15 protein-coding genes are annotated in these 16,839 nt (G+C 72.1%); 5 read left to right on the forward strand and 10 right to left on the reverse strand.

Annotation, left to right across the window (positions count from 1 at the left end; translation table 11 throughout):
- The first annotated feature begins 166 nt into the window (after positions 1–166).
- On the forward strand, positions 167–541 hold the full coding sequence (locus AB0F03_RS07765; RefSeq protein ID WP_361987590.1) for an RNA polymerase-binding protein RbpA: 375 nt from the start codon (positions 167–169) through the stop codon (positions 539–541).
- A gap of 104 nt (positions 542–645) precedes the next feature.
- On the opposite strand, the gene fxsA is transcribed toward AB0F03_RS07765, so the two are convergent.
- From fxsA to AB0F03_RS07785, 4 genes are all read right to left on the reverse strand, one after another.
- Positions 646–1,197 carry an FxsA family membrane protein gene (fxsA, locus tag AB0F03_RS07770; RefSeq protein ID WP_361987592.1) on the reverse strand — a complete coding sequence of 184 codons (552 nt, stop codon included), beginning with the start codon at positions 1,195–1,197 and terminating at the stop codon, positions 646–648.
- Positions 1,198–1,268: 71 nt separating this feature from the next.
- A complete protein-coding gene (locus AB0F03_RS07775) occupies positions 1,269–2,063 on the reverse strand; it encodes a polyprenol monophosphomannose synthase (RefSeq protein WP_361987594.1) in 795 nt (264 codons plus the stop codon).
- A 556-nt stretch (positions 2,064–2,619) separates the two neighbouring features.
- The gene (locus AB0F03_RS07780; RefSeq protein WP_361987596.1) at positions 2,620–4,227 is read right to left on the reverse strand and encodes an amidohydrolase; all 1,608 of its coding nucleotides are present in this window, start codon (positions 4,225–4,227) and stop codon (positions 2,620–2,622) included.
- 52 nt (positions 4,228–4,279) lie between these two features.
- The gene (locus AB0F03_RS07785; RefSeq protein ID WP_356824546.1) at positions 4,280–4,720 is read right to left on the reverse strand and encodes an Lrp/AsnC family transcriptional regulator; all 441 of its coding nucleotides are present in this window, start codon (positions 4,718–4,720) and stop codon (positions 4,280–4,282) included.
- A gap of 234 nt (positions 4,721–4,954) precedes the next feature.
- On the opposite strand from AB0F03_RS07785, the gene AB0F03_RS07790 reads away from it, so the two are divergent.
- Positions 4,955–5,392, forward strand: a complete 438-nt coding sequence (locus AB0F03_RS07790; protein WP_361987598.1) for a hypothetical protein — start codon at positions 4,955–4,957, stop codon at positions 5,390–5,392.
- Between the two features lie 406 nt (positions 5,393–5,798).
- Here AB0F03_RS07790 and AB0F03_RS07795 read toward each other — a convergent pair whose 3' ends face one another.
- Positions 5,799–6,971, reverse strand: a complete 1,173-nt coding sequence (locus tag AB0F03_RS07795; RefSeq protein WP_361987600.1) for an acyl-CoA dehydrogenase family protein — start codon at positions 6,969–6,971, stop codon at positions 5,799–5,801.
- Positions 6,972–7,302: 331 nt separating this feature from the next.
- Here AB0F03_RS07795 and AB0F03_RS07800 point away from each other — a divergent pair, with 331 nt between their 5' ends.
- A complete protein-coding gene (locus tag AB0F03_RS07800) occupies positions 7,303–8,538 on the forward strand; it encodes a glycoside hydrolase family 18 protein (protein WP_361987602.1) in 1,236 nt (411 codons plus the stop codon).
- Between the two features lie 85 nt (positions 8,539–8,623).
- On the opposite strand, the gene AB0F03_RS07805 is transcribed toward AB0F03_RS07800, so the two are convergent.
- The 5 genes from AB0F03_RS07805 to AB0F03_RS07825 form a co-directional block, all read right to left on the reverse strand.
- Positions 8,624–9,277 carry a TetR/AcrR family transcriptional regulator gene (locus AB0F03_RS07805; RefSeq protein ID WP_361987604.1) on the reverse strand — a complete coding sequence of 218 codons (654 nt, stop codon included), beginning with the start codon at positions 9,275–9,277 and terminating at the stop codon, positions 8,624–8,626.
- A gap of 73 nt (positions 9,278–9,350) precedes the next feature.
- Positions 9,351–9,491, reverse strand: coding sequence for an SCO1431 family membrane protein (locus AB0F03_RS07810; RefSeq protein WP_361987606.1), 141 nt, complete (start codon positions 9,489–9,491; stop codon positions 9,351–9,353).
- Between the two features lie 103 nt (positions 9,492–9,594).
- Complete coding sequence (locus AB0F03_RS07815) at positions 9,595–10,959, reverse strand: peptidase C39 family protein (RefSeq protein WP_361987608.1); 1,365 nt, start codon at positions 10,957–10,959, stop codon at positions 9,595–9,597.
- Between the two features lie 203 nt (positions 10,960–11,162).
- The gene (locus tag AB0F03_RS07820; protein WP_361987610.1) at positions 11,163–12,701 is read right to left on the reverse strand and encodes an amino acid permease; all 1,539 of its coding nucleotides are present in this window, start codon (positions 12,699–12,701) and stop codon (positions 11,163–11,165) included.
- Positions 12,702–12,757: 56 nt separating this feature from the next.
- Positions 12,758–13,714, reverse strand: coding sequence for a hypothetical protein (locus tag AB0F03_RS07825; protein WP_361987612.1), 957 nt, complete (start codon positions 13,712–13,714; stop codon positions 12,758–12,760).
- A gap of 144 nt (positions 13,715–13,858) precedes the next feature.
- On the opposite strand from AB0F03_RS07825, the gene AB0F03_RS07830 reads away from it, so the two are divergent.
- Positions 13,859–14,548 (forward strand): hypothetical protein, encoded by a 690-nt coding sequence (locus tag AB0F03_RS07830; RefSeq protein WP_361987614.1) that lies wholly within the window; start codon positions 13,859–13,861, stop codon positions 14,546–14,548.
- A 427-nt stretch (positions 14,549–14,975) separates the two neighbouring features.
- Complete coding sequence (locus AB0F03_RS07835; RefSeq protein ID WP_361987616.1) at positions 14,976–16,838, forward strand: AAA family ATPase; 1,863 nt, start codon at positions 14,976–14,978, stop codon at positions 16,836–16,838.
- The last annotated feature ends 1 nt before the right edge of the window (position 16,839 follow it).

Below are 16,839 nucleotides of genomic sequence, written 5' to 3' on the forward strand. Positions count from 1 at the left end.
GTGACAAACCGGGCACCTGTGGGTAGAACAAGGGGCGGCTACGACGGCGACGCACGACCCGGAACGGGACTCGGAACGGGAATCTTTACCGCCGACCGGACGTTGACCGGATGACGACGACAGCGACACCTGTCCTGTGGGCGACAAAGCCCGGGAGGCACGATTCATGAGTGAGCGAGCTCTTCGCGGTACGCGCCTCGTGGTGACCAGCTACGAGACGGACCGCGGCATCGACCTGGCCCCGCGCCAGGCCGTGGAGTACGCATGTGAGAGGGGCCATCGTTTCGAGATGCCCTTCTCGGTCGAGGCGGAGATCCCGCCGGAGTGGGAGTGCAAGGTCTGCGGGGCCCCGGCACTCCTGGTGGACGGCGACGGCCCGGAAGAGAAGAAGGCCAAGCCCGCGCGTACCCATTGGGACATGTTGATGGAGCGACGCACCCGCGAGGAACTCGAAGAGGTCCTCGAGGAGCGTCTGGCGGTTCTCCGGTCGGGGGCGATGAACATCGCCGTTCACCCCAGGGACAGCCGCAAGAGCGCATAACGCGAGACAAGCACCAGTAACCGCGGGCGCCGTACGTGAAGACGTACGGCGCCCGCGGTTTCGCGCTGTCCGGACGGCGGTGCCGCCCCCGGACGCGCCCTGGGTCAGCGCGTCAGCGGAGGGCGCTGCTCCTCCGGCCCGGTCCGGTTCTCCCTGATGACCTCGCCCTGCACCACCCTGCCGTCGGGCCGGTGGGTGCGGGCCTGCTGGAAGGCGTGGCCCAGACCTCCCGGGGCGGCCTTGCGGAGCCCGCGCTCCAGGGCGTTCTCGGTGCGGCGGCTCACGGCCCTCTGGACCGGCGGGAGCAGCAGGAGCAGGCCCACGGCGTCCGAGACCAGGCCGGGGATCATCAGCAGCAGGCCGCCGAGCATCGTCAGGCCGTTGCCGCCGCCGCGCGCCGGCGAGCCGCCCCGCTGGAGTGCCTCGCTGAGGTTCTTGAAGGCGCGGCGGCCCGCCCGCTTGATGATCACGGAGCCGGCCACGACGCCCGCGATGAGCAGCAGGAGCACGCTGAGGCCCCCTGCCGCACCCGCGACCAGGGTCAGCAGCCAGATCTCCAGCACCAGCCACCCGGCGAGGCCCAGCGGCAGATACCTGCGCAGCCGGGAGCGCCGGGGCCGGGCGGTGTACGGGGAGGGCGGAGCGCCAGTCGTCATGCTTCCAGTGTGCCTGGGCGTGGCTCAGCGCGGGATAAGGGAGTGATCAGCCGGGGCCGTGAAGGGACCGGTCAGGCCTGCTTGTCCTTGCCGGTGAGCTTGCCGATGCGGTCGCCGACCCCCCAGGCGGTGACCCGCCACAGCGCCTCGACCACGATGTCGCGGCTCATCTTGGAGTCGCCCAGTTCGCGCTCGACGAAGGTGATGGGGACCTCGACGACGTGGTAACCGGCCTTCACCGCGCGGCGGGCGAGGTCGACCTGGAAGCAGTAACCCTGCGAGGAGACCTCGGCGAGCCCCAGGCCCTCCAGGGTCTCGCGGCGGAAGGCCCGGAAACCGCCGGTCACGTCACGGATCGGCACGTCGAGCAGGAACCGCGAGTAGGTCGAGCCGCCGCGGGAGAGGAACTCCCGGGACTTGGGCCAGTTCACCACCCGGCCGCCGGGCACCCAGCGGGAGCCGAGGACGAGGTCGGCGCCCTTGAGGGCGGTGAGCAGCCGGGGCAGTTCCTCGGGCTGGTGGGAGCCGTCGGCGTCCATCTCGATCAGCACGCCGTAGTCCCGCTCCAGGCCCCAGCGGAAACCCGCGAGGTAGGCGGCGCCGAGGCCCTCCTTGCCCTTGCGGTGCAGCACCTGGACGTGGTCGTCCCCGGCGGCCAGCTCGTCGGCGAGCTTGCCGGTGCCGTCGGGGCTGTTGTCGTCCGCGATCAGCACGTGCGCCTCGGGGACGGCCTCGCGTACCCGGCCGACGATGGTCCTGATGTTCTCCGCCTCGTTGTAGGTCGGGATGATCACCAAGGCCGTGCCGAGCGGGCCGAACCGCCGCTCCTGGGCCTTGGCCGCGAGGGTTCCGTCGCCGTCGTTCACTGCTGCCCCTTCATGTCGTACGCAGGGAACCACCATAGTGGCCCCGGCCTGGGAGGACGTGACGGCTCGTGCGTCCGGTGGTGTCGATTGCACAAGAACGGGGTAAGAACCCGTTTTTCGGCCCTCTCACCTTACGTCCGCGCCGCCTCTCGCGTGGCACGGCGGATGGGGGCCCGGCGCCCTTCGGGCCGACCTGGGACCCGCTGGCTGCGGATCGACCGAAAGCCGTTGTCTACTGAGCGCCCGGGCCCCACCCGGGTCACACCTGGCCGACCAGCCGGCCGTTCCCCCGTCGGCGCGGGCGCTGACCCTGGCTCCCGGCGACGGTGCCCGGTGCGGCACACCGTCCCTGACCCAGCGGCGCTGCGACCGTGTCCGAACGCTCCTCGGTCGGACGTCCGGTGGTGGACTCGGCCGAACCTACCGGCCCTCCGCCGCTGACTGTCAACAGCCGCCTGAGCTGCGAAGACCGGCGAAGCGGCCGAGTCGGCGGGGAGGATGCGCAGGTGGGGCGGCGGGCCCGCGGCGGCCGGGGCCCGCCACGCCACCCCGGAGATCACTCGCCCGGCCGTACGAACACCGTCCGGCCGCCCACGACGGTGCGCAGGCAGACCGGCAGGTCGCGGCCGGGACCGAGGTCGGGCAGGCCGGGGGTGCCGGAGCGCGGGTCGGTGGACCAGCGGGCGACCCGGTCGTCGGGTGCCTGGACGATCAGCTCGTCGGTCCGCCAGACGGCGTAGTCCGCGGGCGCGCCCGGGACGAGCACCCCGGCGTCGTCGCGGCCGACGGCCCGCCAGCCGCCCCGCGTGTGCGCGGTGAACGCGGCGCGGACGGAGATCCGGTGCTCGGGGGTGCGGTGGAAGGCGGCGGCGCGGACCGTGCCCCACGGGTCGAGCGGGGTGACCGGGCTGTCGGAGCCGAACGCGAGCGGTACACCGGAGCGCAGCAGCGCGGCGTACGGATTGAGGGTGCGGGCCCGCTCGGCGCCCAGCCGCCGGGCGTACATGCCGTCCCCGCCGCCCCACAGCGCGTCGAAGGCGGGCTGGACGGAGGCGATCAGGCCCAGCTCGGCGAAGCCGGCGATGGTCTCGGGGGTGAGCATCTCGGCGTGCTCGACACGGTGCCGGGCGGCGCGGATCCGGGCGAGGCCCGCCTTCTCGGCGGCGGCGCGCACGCCGTCGACCACGGCGGACACGGCGGCGTCGCCGATGGCGTGGAAACCGGCCTGGAGTCCGGCCTCCGTGCAGCCCAGGACGTGAGCGGCGACGGCGTCGGCGTCCAGGTGGGCGGTGCCGGTGTGGCCGGCGTCGGCGTAGGGCTCGTGCAGGCACGCGGTGTGCGAGCCGAGGGCGCCGTCGGCGAAGAGGTCGCCCGCGGCGCCGACCGCGCCCAGCTCGCGGGCCTTCGCCGGGTCCTGTTCCGCCCAGTAGCCGACCACGCGGGGGCCCGGCGTGCCGGCGGCGAGCTCCAGCAGGGCGGTGAAGTCGTCCTCGGAGGAGATCTGCGGGCCGCCGCACTCGTGGACGGTGCCGATGCCCAGGGAGGCCGCGTGGGCCAGGACGGTGCGCTGGGCCTCGGCACGCTGGGCCGGGGTGACGGCGGCGAGGGCCGCCTCGCGTACCGCGTGGTGGGCGTCGCCGGTGAGCGGGGCGTCCTCGCGGGGCACGCGGCCGGGGACCAGGTCCAGCAGGGCGGTGGTGACGACCGCCGAGTGCACGTCGATGCGGGACAGGTACAGCGGGCGTCCGCCGGTGGCGTCGTCCAGCTCCGCACGGGCCGGCGGGCGTCCGCCGGGCCAGCGGGCGGCGTCCCAGCCGTGTCCCAGCAGGACCCGGTCACCGGGGCGGGCGGCGGCGAACTCGCGGATCCGGGCGAGAGCCGCCTCCAGGGAGGGGGCGCCGGACAGGTCCAGGCCGGTCAGGGCGAGGCCCGTGGCGGTGGTGTGCACATGGGCGTCGGTGAAGGCCGGGGTGACGAGGGCGCCGTCGAGGTCGAGCACCTCGTCCACGCCGTCGGCGAAGGCGTCGGCCGCGCCCTCGGAGCCGACCCAGGCGATCTGGCCGCGCTCCACGACCATCGCGGTGGCGAAGGGGTCGGCGGGGCTGTGCACCTCCCCCCGGCGCAGGAGGACGGTCTGGGCGGGCTCGGCGGACTGCTCACTCATGACGCACAGTCTCTCGCGTGCGCGGCCTTCACCGGGCACCGGGGCGGGCCGGTCAGATCTTCGGGGCGCGCGCCTCGTACGGGGTCGACAGCACCACGGTGGTGCGCGTGGAGACGCCGGCGAGGCTGCGCACCCGGGCCAGCAGTTCCTCCAGTTCGTGCGGGGTGGCGACGCGCACCTTGAGGATGTAGTTCTCGTCGCCGGCCACGCTGTGGCATGCCTCGATCTCGGGAACGCCGGCGAGGCGCTCCGCGATGTCGTCGGGGGCGCTGGGATCGAACGGTTTCACCGAGATGAACGCGGTGAGCGGCAGCCCGACGGCCTCGGGGTCGACCACCGCGGCGTAACCGCGGATGACGCCACGCTGTTCCAGCCGGCGCACCCGCTGGTGCACGGCCGACGTGGACAGGCCCGTGGCCTTGCCCAGGTCTGTGTAGCTCATCCGCCCGTCGACGACGAGCAGCTGCACGATCTGACGGTCCAGCTCCTCCATGCCGCCAAAACCTACAGTGCGTCTGATCTCCTCGGATACCTCGGAGGCCCAGGTCATTCCCTGTGGGGCGGAAAAGGTACCGGGACGGGCATCTGCGCGCGGCATGTGACCAAGGCCACACGTCCGGTGCGGGCTCCGTGATGTTCTCGTGATTACCGCAGGGACGGGACGGGAAGTGCTTGCTGTGGTCGAGACCGCAGTGCCGTCACGGCCCAGTCCTAGGGGGAGAAACCCATGCAGAGTGTCAGCCACCCTGATCGTTCCGCGTCCGCACGGCGGCAGCCGGTCCTCGAGCCCGAGCCGGAGGGCGTCGAACCCGACGACCTCTTCGACGAGGAACTGGACGCCTACGACACCTTCGAGATGTACCGGGTGATCTGCCCGGACTGCGCGCAGCCGATCGCGCTGCTGGCGGACGAGGAGGTCCTGCCGGAGCACGCGCTGTGCGCCTCGCCGTGGAACCCGTTCGGGCTGACGGTGTGCGCGGGCACGGGCCGCGCGGCGGCCGACGCCCGCCCCGCGGACGAGTCCTGCGAACCCCAGGAGCAGGACACCGCTCTGCTGCTGACGCTCCCCCAGGGTCTGGACTGGCGGACACAGCCCTTCTCGCACGTCGGGGGCCCGGGCTCGCGCCCGATGCGCGTACCGGCGATGCGCCGCGAGGCCGCCTGACACACCCGGGTACCGGCCCGTCCCCTCCCCGCACCCGCACCGCGCACGGCGCGCGGGCCGTCGTGGTGCGGGGAGCGGGGTGGCCGGGACGGCGGTCTTCGCGGCGTACGCAGGCGGCGGTGGGGGCAACCGGACGCGCGGGAACTGAAGCCCGAATCCGCCGGGCGGTGACCTGTCCGGCCGCCACCGCGTTGGCCGGGTATGAGCCTCATGGACTCGGCGACCGGATATCAGCGCCGCATGTTCGTCCCGCGCCCCGCGGAATCGGTTCCGTCAGCGGTGCCGCAGGACCCGCCCATCTACCGTGATCTGCTGCGGACCTGGGCCGACCGGGGCCGGACCCTGCCCGGCCGCCATGACCCGGAGTGGACCAGGCTCGCGGCCCCGACGGTCCTGCGGGGGCAGTTCAGCGACCCTCGGGTCCCGCCACGTGACGGGCGATGACCATGCGCTGGATCTGGTTGGTGCCCTCGACGATCTGGAGGACCTTGGCCTCGCGCATATAGCGCTCGGCCGGGAAGTCGGCGGTGTAGCCGTAGCCGCCGAGGATCTGCACGACGTCGGTGGTGACCTTCATCGCCGTGTCGGTGCAGTGCAGCTTGGCCATGGCGGCCTGCTTGGCGAACGGCCGGCCCGTGTCGCGCAGGCGGGCCGCGGCGAGGTAGAGCGCGCGGCCGGCCTCGATCTGGGTGGCCATGTCGGCGAGCATGAAGCGCAGGCCCTGGAAGTCGGCGATGGGCCGGCCGAACTGCCGGCGCTGCGTGGCGTAGCCGACCGCCTCGTCCAGGGCGGCCTGGGCGAGGCCGATCGCACACGCCGCGATGCCGAGCCGGCCGGAGTCGAGGGCGGCCAGGGCGATGGCGAAGCCCTGGCCCTCCTCGCCGATCCGCCGCTCGTCGGGGACCCGGACGCCGTCGAAGTGGACCTGGGCGGTGGGCGAGCCCTTCATGCCCATCTTCTTCTCGGGCGCGGCACCGCTCAGTCCGGGAGCGTCGCCGGGCACGAGGAAGGCGGTGATGCCGCGGGGGCCGTCCTCGCCGGTGCGGGCCATCACGGTGTAGAAGTCGGCGATGCCGCCGTGCGTGATCCAGGCCTTGGTGCCGTCGATCACCCAGGTGTCGCCGTCCCGGGCGGCCCTGGTGCGCAGGGAGGCCGCGTCGGAGCCGGAGGACGGCTCGGAGAGGCAGTACGCGCCGAGGAGGCCGCCGCCGAGCATCGCGGGCAGGTGCTCGACCTGCTGCTGCTTGGCACCGTACGTGGCGAGGGCGTAGGAGGCGAGAGTGTGGACGCTGACGCCGAGGCCGACGGTGAGCCGGGCCGCGGCCAGCTCCTCCAGGACCTGGAGGTAGACCTCGTAGGGCTGGTCGCCGCCGCCGTGCTCGGCGGCGTACGGCAGGCCCAGCAGGCCGGACTCGGAGAGCAGGGTGAAGATCTCGCGCGGGAAGCGGCCCTCGTCCTCCTCCTGCGCGGCCTGCGGGGCGATCTCACGCCGGGCGATGTCCCGGACGAGGGCGAGCAGATCCCTCGCCTCGTCCGTGGGCAGTTGACGCTCCACCGGCTGCGGGTCGCGGTCGGACATGGCGTCGGCTCCTCCCTGTTCGGGCACCGGCGGTCCGGCCCGGGGGTGGGGGCGGCTCCGCCTGTTCGTCGCGCTGGCCGGTGGCGCCCGCTCCCGGGTCTCGGAAGCTGCTGACCAGCGGCATGCGCTGTGAGTATGCCCGATCGGCGACCTCCCGTCACCAGTTAACGACCGCTTACTTCGGACCGCCTCCCGGGAGGTCGTCCGAGGCGGAAATTGGTCCGAACCATTGACCCGACTGGTCTAGTCCTCCTACTGTGCATGACCAACGCTTTACCGCGTTCATGCCAATCGGCGCGCGATCCCCTCTTCCCCCACGAGGAGACACCCGATGCACACTCCCCACCGCTCCGTCCTGCGGGCGCTCGTCTCGGCCGCGTGTACCGCCGCCCTCGGCGCGGGCCTGCTGGCCGGCTCGGGCACGGCGACCGCGGCGGCCCCGGGCGCCCCGCAGGCCGCGGCCGGCTCCTCCAAGGTCGTCGGCTACTTCACCGAATGGGGCACCTACGACCGCAAGTACTACGTCAAGAACGTCGAGACCTCCGGTTCCGCGGCGAAGCTCACCCACATCAACTACGCCTTCGGCAACGTCACCGGCGGCAAGTGCGCGATGGGCGACTCCTACGCGGCCACCGACCGCGCCTACACCGCCGCCGAGTCCGTCGACGGCGTCGCGGACACCTGGGACCAGCCGCTGCGCGGCAACTTCAACCAGCTGCTGAAGCTGAAGAAGAAGCACCCGGGTCTGAAGGTGCTGTGGTCCTTCGGCGGCTGGACCTGGTCCGGCGGGTTCGGCGAGGCCGCGAAGAACCCGGCCGCCTTCGCCCAGTCCTGCTACGACCTGGTGAAGAACTCCAAGTGGGCGGGCGTCTTCGACGGGATCGACATCGACTGGGAGTACCCGAACGCCTGCGGCGACACCTGCGACACCAGCGGCCGGGACGCGTTCAGGAACGTCATGGCCGCCCTGCGGTCGAAGTTCGGCTCCAGCGGCCTGGTCACCGCCGCGATCACCGCGGACGCCACCAGCGGCGGCAAGATCGACGCCGCGGACTACGGGGGCGCCGCCCAGTACGTCGACTGGTACAACCCGATGACGTACGACTACTTCGGCGCCTGGGACGCGAAGGGTCCGACCGCCCCGCACTCCCCGCTGAACTCCTACTCCGGCATCCCGAAGGCCGGTTACTACACCTCGGCGACCATCGCCAAGCTCAAGGGCCTCGGCGTCCCGGCCTCGAAGCTGCTGCTCGGCATCGGCTTCTACGGGCGCGGCTGGACCGGGGTCACCCAGGCGGCGCCCGGCGGTACGGCCACGGGCCCGGCGGCCGGAACGTACGAGCAGGGCATCGACGACTACAAGGTGCTCAAGTCCAAGTGCCCCGCGACGGGCACGGTGGCCGGCACGGCGTACGCCAAGTGCGGGAGCGACTGGTGGAGTTACGACACCCCGTCGACCATCGCCACGAAGATGACGTACAAGAACCAGCAGGGACTCGGCGGCACCTTCTTCTGGGAGCTGAGCGGCGACACCGCGAACGGTGAGCTGATCAACGCCATCAACTAGCCCCGCACCAGGGGGAGACGGGAGCGGGGGACCACGAGCCTCCGCTCCCGTTCCGTTCTCCGGCCTCTCCCCGGCGTTCTCCGGGTCAGCCGTCCCGGCGGGCGGGCGGCGGGGCCGGGCAGGCGGGGTCCAGTTCCTCGATGGCGCGCAGGGTCCCGCCGAGCGTCCGCACCAGCAGCTCGCGCATCGTGTCCCGGGGCAGCCCGGGGCGGTCGATCCACTCCAGGGTGGCGCCCTCCACGCTGCACACCCAGCCGAGCAGGCCCATCCGGGCCACCGGGGGGATTTCGCCGTTGCCGTAGGCGCCTTCGGCGATGGTGGTGACGATGACCTCGCGCACGCCGTCCCGGATCGCGTGCACCTCGGTGTCGAAGCCGACGCCGCCGCTGACGATGGTGCGGTAGGCGGCCTGGTGGCTCTCGGCGTAGCGCAGATAGCCGTCGACGGTGCGGTGCACGCGGTCCACGGCGGGCAGCCCGACGCCGTCGGCCGCGGAGGTGACCAGAGCGGCGACGGAGTCCTGGACGATCGCCAGGTAATAGCCGCGCTTGGACCGGAAGTAGTAGTAGATGAGCCCCTTGGCGACCCGCGCCTGTCGGGCGATGTCGTCCATGGACAGCGCGTCGTAGGACGTGTCGGCGAACAACTTCCGCCCGATGGCGATGAGTTCGGCGCGACGCGTCGCGGAGCGCTCGGTGCCGCGCACCGGTGTGGCGGCACGCTGCTGCGGCAAGTTCAAGGTCGACCCTGGTCTAGGCGGCCGGCGGGACTCCCGCAGTATGTCAGAACATGCCGTGCCTGCGGCCGGTCGTTCAGAGCAGTCCGAGCTGGGTCACGAGCATCGCGAACACCACGACGAGGACCCAGCCCATGACGTGCTCGACGATGTCCGGGCCGTCTTCCTTGGGGCCGCCGGTGGCGGCACGGGGGGCGGTGGCCGGGAATGCGGTCATGGTGATTACTCACAGAGGTCGGATGAAAGGGCGAGACTTCCCCGTCCTTCGTCCACCATGCCACCCGTGTCGGTATTTGCGGCCATGAGCTTGGTCACACGCCTCAGTGCACCCCCACCGCGGCGAGGGCCCTGCGCTGGTGGGAGGTGGGGTGGGCCGGGAAGTACAGGTAACAGACCCCTCCGGTGCCGGAGACGACCTTGCCGGAGGCGTTGTACCGCTTGGTGCGCAGCCAGATGTTCTCGAACTCCCGGCGCAGATAGACCCGCCGTACCGCCTCGTCGTCCGGCGAGGCCGGGTCGTTGGCGATCACGTCGCCGTCGGCCGTGAAGCCGATCACCGTCATCAGGTGCCCCGAGGTGCCGTAACCGGCGCCGGTCAGCTCGGTCTTCAGGAAGGACTGGGACGTTATGGCCGGGATGCCGGCCGCGATCAGCGTCTCCAGGTCGGTGAGGGAGGCGAGCCGGGTGACCACGCCCTGGATGCCCTCGAAGGTGGCGGCGTACGCGGCGTTGAAGGGCCAGTTGCCGCAGCCCTGGTACTGGTGGTCGTAGGTGGCCCGGGCCGCGTTGTCCACCTGCGGGTCGGCGTAGGACGGGTCGACCCAGGACAGCTGCTCCGCGGTGAGCCGGCCGCCCCAGTACTCGATGATCATCTGCGAGGAGGTGGGGCTGCACCAGGCCTCGCCGCCGTTGTCGTACTCCGGGTACTGGCCCTTGTGGATCTCCTGCGAGTAGCGGGGGACGGCCAGCTCCTGGGCCAGTCCGGGGGTGGAGGCCGGGACGGTGAAGCGGTCGGGGACGTCGGAGCCCATCGCGCCGAGCCGCCGGACGGCCGGGGTGAGACGCGTGCCGGGCCGGCGGTAGAGGGTGAGCCGCAGCCGGTACGACGCCAGGCGCAGCCCGGTGCTCGCGTCGTCGACGGCGAACGTGTCGGTCCAGACGCTGCTCCTGCCGTCGGTCTGCCCGTCCACCGACGTCCGTTTGATGTCCTGGTCGCCGGCCGCCCAGCGCCCCATCACGTACCAGGGCGTGCCGGTGCCGTCGGAGTACGTGCCCTGGAGCTCGACCTGGAGCCAGGTCCCGTCGGGGGTGTGCGCGTTCCAGGAGGCGACGACCTCGGTCGCGGGTGTGGTGAGGCGGTGGACCGGGGAGGTCCAGGTGGCGTACTCCCAGGTGGCGGTGGTGCCGGTGTGCGGGTCGGTGTAGTCGGTGCGGCCGGCGGGGACGCCGATCACCACACCGGGGCGCCGGCCGGAGACGGCCCGGGTGCCCTCGGCGGTGCCGGAACGCCAGTCGGCGTACGTGGTCCAGGCGCGGTAGTCGATCGGGCGGGGCCGCGCCCGGCCGGGCGCGTCGGCGGCGGCTGCCGGTGCGGCGGCGGCCGCGGGGGCCGCCGTACCGGTCACCGCCGCGGCGACGGCGACGGCCAGGACGGTTCTGCGGGACGGCTGTTGGGCTTGGCTCATGGGTGCGACGACCCCCAGGTGTCCGAGTAGGGCAGGTCCGGTGCACGGTTGTGCGCCAACTATGGGGCAGGCCGGATCGCCCTGCCAGCACTTGCGCGCATGCCGCGGCACCAATATTGGTCTGGTCCGCCGAAAGGGTTCGCCGCGGGCACGGGACGGCCCCGGCGCGGGAGGGGTGCGCCGGGGCCGTGCGGCCGGCCGGATCAGACCAGGTCCATCGCGGCGACCTCGTCGGGGCGGCCGTAGCTGACCGGGCCCTGGAAACGGCGGCGGGCGGTGGCGAACCACCACACCGTGGCCACCAGCAGGACGACGGCGAGCGCGACCGGCGCGTAGTTGAAGGAGTCGACGGTGATCGGCGAGGCCTGCGGCAGCATGAACAGGACGCTGCTGAGCAGGATCCACACCACCGCGAGCCAGCCGATCGGCCTGCCCCAGCGGCCCAGGTGCCAGGGCCCGGGCTGGAAGGCGTCCCCGAGCCGCAGCCGCAGGAAGATCGGCACGGCGTAGGCGAGGAAGAGCCCGACCACGTTGACGCTGACGATCGCGGTGAACGCCGTGTGCGACCACCAGCCCGGCACCACCAGGGCCAGCGAGCAGCCCACCGCGAACCACACGGCCTTGACGGGTGTCCGGGTGCGCGGCGAGACCGAGTGCCACCAGCGGGAGCCGGGCATGGCGCCGTCCCGCGAGAAGGCGAAGATCTGCCGGGTGTTGCTGGTGAGGTTGGCGAGACCGCAGAAGAGCATGGCGCCGATGACGATGAGGAGCATCACCTTGGCGACGCCGAGACCGAGGCCGTCGATGAGGATCTGGACGGGCGGCGCGGCGGAACCGGCGACCGTGTCGTAGTCACCAATGCTGTAGACCAGTGCCAGCATCAGAAGCAGGCCGGTGATCGCGGAAAAGGCGATGGCGCGGGTGATCCCCTTGGGGGCGCTCACCGTCGCGCGGACCGTTTCCTCGGACATGTGGAAGCTGCCGTCGAACCCGGTGAAGGTCCAACTGGTGACCAGCAGGCCGAGCATGCCGCCGTAAAGCCCGTTCGTGAACCCGGTGTTGTTCTCGAAATGCGTCACGAAGGACGCGGACTGGTGCTGATCGGGCATCACGATGAGTGCGCCCACGATCACGACGAGTCCGATGAGGAGCCACCACACGGAAATACGGTTGAGCAACGCGACGAGCTGGACGGTGTAGGTGTTCGCCAGTCCCTGGAGAACGATCACCAGGGCCGTGATCAGCACCGTCTGGTGCGCGGTCGGCCGGTACGAGGGCCACTGAAGCTGCACGAAGACCTGGATGAAGGTGGCGGCCGCGTAACCGGTGGCAGCGGTGCCGCCGATCTGGCCCACGAAGTTCAGCCAGCCCGTGAACCAGGACCAGGCGCCCTTGTGCCGCTTGGCGAGTTTACCGGCCGAGAAATACAGGGCGCCGCTCGTCGGAAAGGCGGAGGCGACTTCCGCCATGGCCGCGCCGATGAGCAGCACCATGACGGAGACGCCGATCCAGCCGAACACGAGAATGCGCGGTCCGCCCGCGTTCATACCGAATCCGAAGGACGAGAAGATACCCGAGAGGATATTGATGATGGTGAAAGAGATCGCGAAATTGTCGAACGCCTGGAAGCGCCGGGTGAGTTTCCGCGGATAACCCATCGCGTGCAGGGTCGCGTCGTCGTCGAGCACGACGGAGTCCACCGCGCGCGTCCGCGCCCGGGGAGTCGACATCTGTTCCGACACAGATCGGCCTTTCTCTCGATGGGGCAGGAGGACGAGGGGCAGGGGGGCGAGCCGGGTCAGGCGGGCGCCGGAACGGGCAGGCCGCAGGCGCGCCGGGCCCGGGAGAGCTGCTCGGCGGGGTCACCGAAGGCGCTCCAGGGCATGCGCGAGGCGTACGGACCCATGGCCGTGAACACCGCCCGGGCCTCGAACTCGCACTGGGCCATCACCAGCGCGTGCGCGAGGTAGGCGAGGTCGAGCACCGGGGTGAAGCGGTAGCCGGCCAGCGCGGGCAGCCAGTTCTGGTAGACCGCGAGCGCGGTGGAGCGCCACTGGGGCTCCTCCCAGATCCGGTCGGCGAGCAGCCGGGTGGGGTTGTAGCTCTCCACGAGGGCCACCAGGGGCAGCAGCCGGAGCGCGGAGTCCGCGGGCGCCCGCTGACTGAGGAAGGCGGCCACGTCCCAGGCCGCGTTGACCGAGCCGCCGTGGCGCGTGAAGAAGAAGGACAGGAAGCGGTGGTGGGCCTCGCGGTGCCAGGGGTCGAGGGACAGGATGTGCGCGAACAGCCGCCAGGGGCCGGGCGGCGCGGTGAGCAGGCCCTGCGGGGCCGGATCGCGCAGCCGGTGCAGCCGGGCCATGGAGAGCCTGGCGACCCAGGGGGTGGGGTCCCGGGGGGCTTCGGCGGCGGCCCGGTCGCAGGCGGTCAGCGCGATGCGCTCCAGTCTCTCGGCACGGTCGTCCCGCGCGTCGGCGGCCCGCAGCGCGCGCTGCACCGCCACCCGGGCCCACATCAGCGCCGCCTCGGGCGTCGGCTCCTCGGCGAGCCAGCGCTCGACCAGGTCGGTGCCGGCCGCCTCGGAGGCGAGCACCAGCGAGCGGTGGGCCCGCAGGGCGAAGTCGGTACGTGTCTCGGCGAGGGCCTCGTGCGCGTATCGATAACGTCCGGCGCGCACGTCGACGCATACGCTCGCCAGGACCCGGTCGTCGGCCGCCGGATGCCATACGTAGTGCCCTTCGAATAACTCCGCGGCCATGTCCCCCCTGCCGGTCCCCGCACGTCGCATCACGTTGCGCAGGAGGCACCTTACTCAGCGTCGGGCACACCCGGAACGCCGAATTCGACATATCGGTCAGGGGATTCGGGACGTTTATCGGTGCCATTGACTGGCCGGCAGCCGATGGTTCAAGACGCGACTACACTGTTTCGCAGAAAACATCCCGCACCGCTCCACATCCCGGGAAACGCCATTCACGACCTCGCCGCCCGGCTGCGCGGGCTCCCCCCGTCCCTCGGACCGGTCCGGCTGATCGGCGTCGACGGGCACGCCGGTTCCGGCAAGTCCACCTTCGCCGCGCGGCTGGCCCTTGCGCTGGGCGGGGCTCCGGTGCTCCACCTCGACGACATCGCCAGCCACGAGCGGCTCTTCGCCTGGACGGACCGGCTCACGGCGCAGGTGATCGACCCACTCGGCCGCGGCGAGAACGCGCACTACACCCCGTACGACTGGCGGGCCCGCGCCTTCGGCGTCCCGCGCCCGCTGGCGCCCGCGCCCGTGGTCCTCCTCGAGGGCGTCGGCGCCGGCCGCCGGGCACTGCGCCCGCACCTGGCGCGGCTGCTGTGGATGGAACTGCCCCCGACGGAGTCCTGGCGGCGCGGCCGGCTGCGGGACGGACCGGAGCAGCGGGAGTTCTGGGACGGCTGGGTCGCGGCGGAGCGCGCGCACTTCGCCGCCGATCCCTCACGCCCCCATGCCGATCTCTTGGTGCTGAGGATTCAGGAGGGGTACGAGGTGCTGCCGGGACCCGGCGCGGCCCCCGCGGCGGACCGGAAGGTCACCGAGCGTGAAGGTCCGCCCGCGATGTGGTGAAGTCGTGAAGAGTCCGGCCGGACAACTTCCGCGAGTGCCCCGAGGTTGCTTGACCCATGGCCGTACAGGTCTTACGTTCTCCGTGTGCGGCCTTTCGGGGCCGCCCACCGACACGAAGCCCCCGGTTGTTCCCCCGTGACCGGGGGCTTCGTTCTGCCCGCGGTCCGCTCCCCGGCCGCCGCGCGCACCGATCCGCTCACCCTCGGTCACGAAACCGCGTGCGCCCCGTCTGCTCCCACCTCGCGGAACGCCTGGTGCGGCACCCTTCGGCGCGCGGTCACCACGCGGGTACGATGCCTTCGGTGCGACCTTCGCGTCTGTCTGGCGCATCGGCAACTCCGGTCCGCGGCCCAGCGGTTAGACCGCGGCGGCCGTCGGGCGACTGCCCGGTGGTGAACCACGGGGGCACGGTCTGTGGGGGGACGTGATGGACTTCGGCACGCGGGGCCCCGAGGCCCCGGCCGACCTTGCCTGGCTGCGGGGCGTGGACGCCTACACGATGGGCGCCTATCCGCAGGCGGAGGAGGAGTTCCGCACCGCGGTGCGGATGGACCCGGGCATGGCCGACGCCTGGCTGGGGCTGCACGCCCTCCGGGTCGACACGACGACCGCGCTGCTGCGCATGTTCCGGCACCGCGAACGCTTCGGGGAACAGCGCACCCGGCACCGCCGGTCCCTGAACTCCTGGTACTGGCTGGGCTGGTGGGTGCAGCCGGTGCTGGAGAGCCCGCGCGATCTGCTGCTGGCGCACGCCTCCCACTGGCTGGACGGACGGCACGTGCCCGAGCTGGACCGGGCCCTGGCCGGGCTCCCCCCGGTCGACACCGACGCGCAGGTCCGCTTCCTGCATGCCTGCCGCGCCTATCTGGTCAAGGACTGGGAGCAGCTGATACGGCACACCGACCCGCTGCTGAGCGACGCCCTGCTCGGCATCGAGGCCGGCCTGTTCGGCGGCATGGCCCGGGTCCGGCTGGAGATGTACGGCCAGGCCGAACCGCTGCTGGCGGCGGCGCTGATGCGCTGCCGCAGCGAGCAGCCGCAGCGCAAGGAGCTGCGGTACTGGCTGGCGCGCGCCCACGAGGGCACCGGCCGCAGCGCCGCCGCGCTCCCCCTGTACCGGGCGGTGCACCGGGCCGACCCCGCCTTCATGGACACCTCCGCCCGGCTCGCCGCGATCGCCGAGGGCGACGGGTACGACGACACGTCCGACCTCGCCGCGATCACACTGACCGGCGCGGGACTGGACACGGTGGACGGACCGGACGGCTTCGACCCGCTGTTCGGCGCGGAGGGCCGGGACCTGCGGCTGCCGGAGCCCGACCTGCCGACCGGGCCGCTGCCGTCGGTGGCCGACCCCTCCGTGCGGGTGAAGAGCGGGGTGTCCGGCCCGCCGGTCCCGGCCGGTCCGACCGACCCCGCGTTACTGGAGGAGGCACTCGCCGAACTGGAGCGCATGGTCGGGCTCGAACCGGTGAAGCGCCAGGTCAAGGCGTTGTCGGCACAGCTGAACATGGCCCGGCTGCGGGCCGGGCAGGGGCTGCCGGTACAGCCGCCGAAACGGCATTTCGTCTTCTCCGGCCCGTCCGGTACGGGCAAGACCACCGTCGCCCGCATCCTGGGCCGGGTCTTCTACGCGCTGGGTCTGCTCGGCGGCGACCATCTGGTGGAGGCCCAGCGGGCCGACCTGGTCGGCGAGTACCTCGGGCAGACGGCCGTGAAGGCCAACGAGCTGATCGACTCCGCTATCGGCGGGGTGCTGTTCGTGGACGAGGCGTACTCCCTGTCCAACTCGGGCTACGGCAAGGGGGACGCATACGGCGACGAGGCGCTCCAGGTGCTGCTGAAGCGGGCCGAGGACAACCGGGACCACCTGGTGGTGATCCTGGCCGGCTATCCGGAGGGCATGGACCGTCTGCTCGCCGCCAACCCCGGGCTCTCCTCCCGCTTCACCACCCGGGTGGACTTCCCCTCCTACCGGCCGCAGGAACTCACCGAGATCGGCAAGGTGCTGGCGGCCGAGAACGGGGACCTGTGGGACGAGGAGGCCCTGGAGGAGCTGCGGTCGATAGCCGGCCACGTGGTCGGCCAGGGCTGGATCGACGAGCTGGGCAACGGCCGCTTCCTGCGGACGCTGTACGAGAAGAGCTGCGCGTACCGGGACCTGAGGCTGTCCGTCTGCCCGGGTGACCTGTCCCGCCAGGACCTGGCGACGCTGCGGCTGCCCGATCTGATGCAGGCGTACGGAGAGGTGCTGTCGGGGCGGGGGCCGCAGGACCCTTCGGCCCCCTAGG

It is taken from the genome of Streptomyces sp. NPDC028722, from assembly GCF_040637655.1.
Classification (GTDB): Bacteria; Actinomycetota; Actinomycetes; order Streptomycetales; family Streptomycetaceae; genus Streptomyces.